Genomic DNA, 3,742 nt, shown 5'->3' on the forward strand with positions numbered 1-3,742 from the left:
ACCCACTCCACAATGCCTGCGTTCGGCCAGCGTGGTTAACGGGGCGCCGAGATCAACGTCCAGCGCGAGGCGGCCTAGTAGCCGACCTGGCTCTCCCGGTCGTACGCCCATCAGATCTGCTTGAGCAGAATCTGTGGGAGCAAAGCTTGCTCGCGAGGCGGCCTGACAGCCAGCCTGGCTCTCCCGGTCGTACACCCATCAGATCTGCTTGAGCAGAATCTGTGGGAGCAAAGCTTGCTCGCGAGGCGGCCTGACAGCCGGCCTGGCTCTCCCGGTCGTACACCCATCAGATCTGCTTGAGCAGAATCTGTGGGAGCAAAGCTTGCTCGCGAGGCGGCCTGACAGCCGGCCTGGCTCTCCCGGTCGTACACCCATCAGATCTGTTTGAGCAGAATCTGTGGGAGCAAAGCTTGCTCGCGAGGCGGCCTTACAGCCGGCCTGGCTCTCCCGGTCGTACTCCGATCTCATTGTGGGAGCGAGCCTGCTCGCGATGACGCCAGCACAGCCAACATCACCGAAAACTGACCCTCCGCTTTCGCGAGCAAGCCCGCTCCCACAGGAGAAACGCGGTCCCACCAAGAACCAGGTCGGCTATCAGGCCGCCTCGCGGTGGACGTTGATCTGGGGCGCCCCGTTAACCACGCTGGCTGAACGAAGGTATTGCGCAGTGGGCCCACGGAGCGATGCCTTCGTTCAGGCATGCCGAGCCTAGGCGAGGCACCGAGTGGTGGGGCATGAGCGTTGTGGTTACTTTCGACTGGGCCGGCTTCCGGGCTCTTCAAAAGTGACCCGCTGTAAGAGCGGAACCGCCAGTAGCCACTACCGAAGAAACGGATATGCCCCCTCCCCACGCCCAAAAAAAACGACGCCTCCCATTCCTGAAAGAAGCGCCGTTTTTCCAAGTGAACAGCATTACGCACAAGACGTTTTTCTAGTTCTCGCGCAAATCAGAACTGCGGTTTGTAAGTCACGCTGAACATCATGTTGCGTGGATCACCGTAGTAATTATTCGCGCTGAGCTGACTGTAGGACGGAATAAAGTACTTCTTGTCGAATATGTTGTTGAAGTTCACCGCCAGATTCACTTCATCGTTCAGGTCATACCCCACTCGCGAGCTCCAAATGGAGAAGCCCGGCTGATCGAATTGGCGATCGTAGCTAACCGTGCTGCTCTGGGTGTTGACCCCAGCACCCACGCTGACCTTGTGCCAATCACCCGGCAACCGATAGTCAGCCCAGATGCGTACCATGTGCTTGGGTGTCCAGGTACTGAACACCTTGCCTTTGTTATCCACGTCTTCCAGAAACTTGGTGGTGTTGTAGGTGTAGCTGCTCGATACCTGCAAGCCTGGCGCCACTTCGCCACTGACTTCGGCTTCAAAACCCTGGCTTCTGACCTTGCCCGAGGCCACCGAACAGTACCAGCCATCACAAGCGTAACCACCGCTGATGTCGCTGACTGCACGGTTCTCGTGATCGTAACGGAAGATCGCAAACGAGGTATTGAGCTGGCCATCCATCAGCTCGCCCTTGAGGCCCAGCTCGTAGTTGGTGCCCTCGATCGGTTTGAGGATCGATTGACTTGTATCCCGCACGGTCTGGGGAATGAACACATCAGAGTAGCTGGCGTAGGCCGACCATTGCTCGTTCAGGGCGTAGACCAGTCCGTAGTAGGGTGTGACCTTGCCGCTGTGCTTGGCCGTGCTGCTTGAGGTACCGTTCGCAACACGGGCGAAGTAGGTCTGCGCATCATAGGCAAAGTCATACCAACTGGCTCGCGCACCGACAATCAGCGTCAGCGGCTCAGTCACGTTGACACGCCAAGTGCCGTAAATGCCCTTCTGCCGCACGTCATAGGTGCTTTCGGTCAAGTTTGCACTGTCGGCGATGCTGTCAAAGGTTGGAAACGGTCGATGATGATCGATGTTGTCGATATCCACGCCGGGAGTAAAAGCCCGGGCGTAGGCATCATTGGTTTTGAGCTTGGAGTAGTTGGTGCCCAGCATCACGTTCTGTTTGAACGACAGTGCTTCGAAGTCGCCATTGACGTAGGCATCGAACCCAAGGGTCTTGGTGGAGAAGTCGGTGGAATAATCCGCATAACGCGCACCGGTACCATCGGCCGCTATCGTCCCGGTGATGAACTGATACGTCGCTTCATTGGACTCGTTCATCGCCATCGCGGCGGCTTTGGCCTTCCAGTGATCATTGAAGCGGTGTTCCAGATCCAGGAACACCGAGGTCTGATCATTCACCGCACGGTTCCAACTGGCGCCGGCAAACGAGGAGCGCCCCAAGTTCAAGGCCGTGCCATCGCTGTAACGCGGCAGACCGATAAGGTAAGGGGTGGAGTGGCCTTTCTTGTTGCTGGCACCGATGCCAAGCACTGTATCCGGGCTCAGGTCGAAATCAACAGCGCCATAGACCGTCTGCTCCCAGTTCGACACGTAGTCGGTGAAGGAATTGCCTTTTTCATAATTGACCACGGCCCGACCGCGAATGGTGCCTTCGGAGTTCAGCGGGCCGCCGACATCAGCTTGACTTGCATAGCGATCCCAACTGCCAGCCTTGGCGCTCAACGTAACCGTTGGTGCGGCTTGCGGGCGTTTGCGCACCATATTGATCGCGCCACCAGGACTGTTGGCACCCTGCAACAGGCCGGCAGCGCCGCGCAGGAATTCCATGCGGTCGTAAATAGCCATGTTTTCGGTAATGTAACTGCCCAGCGAGTACACGTTACGCGGCACCGGTACACCGTCGTACTGCAGCGCTTCGATGTCGAAACCACGGGCATAGATGAACATGCCGGGACCGGGTGATTTGATCGAGCTCATTCCTGGGGTGTTTTCAATGGCCTGGGTCAGGTTGGTGATGTTCTGGTCATCCATGCGCTTGCGAGTCAAGACACTGACCGACTGAGGGATATCCTTGAGCTTCTGCTCCCCTTTTCCGATGGTCACCGCCCCCGTGGTGTAAGAGTTGCTGCCCTCGGTGATCACACCCAATTGCTGGCCGCTGATAGTGGTGGCACCCAGCTCGATGACCGAGCCCGCAGAACCGCGCACCAGCATCAAGGTATTACCCTCAACGCTGTACCGCACCCCCGTGCCCTTGAGCAACTCGGCAATAGCCGCCTGCGGGCTCATCTTGCCGCTGACGCGGGTGCTCTTCAGGTCGGCCATGTCAGCGGCGTTGTAGATCACTTGCTGGTTGGTCTGCTGACCAAACGCTTGCAGTGCCTGGGGCAGTGGTTGCGCAGGAATGTTGATGCTGACGTCTTCAGCCATCACCTGAGCGCTGAGGGGCAGTACGCAGACCAACCCCAGACCGGCCAACACCCGCCGCGAACGCAGGCCGCGGGACATGACAAGTGCCTTGAACAGAGGTTTCAACTCATGAATGGATGACATCGTGCTCTCTATTATTGATAGAAGTAAAAGTCCATGGGGCCGAAGGGCCCGCCGCTCGCCAGCACACGTGAACCCGCACGGTCGATTGCGCCAGGGCAATGTCAGTGCGTGGCCGACCGGCCCCTCCCCGGGCACGGTCATCTGGCTGGACGACGGCGAAAGCTTTGCTGGACAAACCCGGTGCCTGGACGTCCTGCCCGACCCGATTTGCCCACATACCTAAGTAAGACGCAGCACGTGCCAAAAACCGGAATGAGTTTATTTATCATTCGCGAAAAATATTAAAAAAAAGGCCGTCGCTGTTAGGCGACGGCCTTTTGTTTCGTGTGATG

Annotated in this window: 1 protein-coding gene and 1 pseudogene; both read right to left on the bottom strand. The window is 57.8% G+C overall.

Annotated elements, in window-relative coordinates:
• Window positions 1-594: 594 nt before the first annotated feature.
• Window positions 595-672: pseudogene (locus AC09SL_RS28030) on the bottom strand (nucleoid-structuring protein H-NS); the annotation flags it as partial.
• 275 nt (window positions 673-947) lie between these two features.
• The gene (locus AC09SL_RS28035) at window positions 948-3,410 is read right to left on the bottom strand and encodes a TonB-dependent siderophore receptor (protein WP_058542699.1); all 2,463 of its coding nucleotides are present in this window, start codon (window positions 3,408-3,410) and stop codon (window positions 948-950) included.
• Between the last annotated feature and the right edge of the window lie 332 nt (window positions 3,411-3,742).

Source organism: Pseudomonas sp. PF05 (assembly GCF_056521845.1).

What these genes read in the sequence shown, in the direction of transcription:
- AC09SL_RS28035 (WP_058542699.1), bottom strand. Translation starts at nt 3,410, where the DNA reads ATGTCATCCATTCATGAGTTGAAACCTCTGTTCAAGGCACTTGTCATG.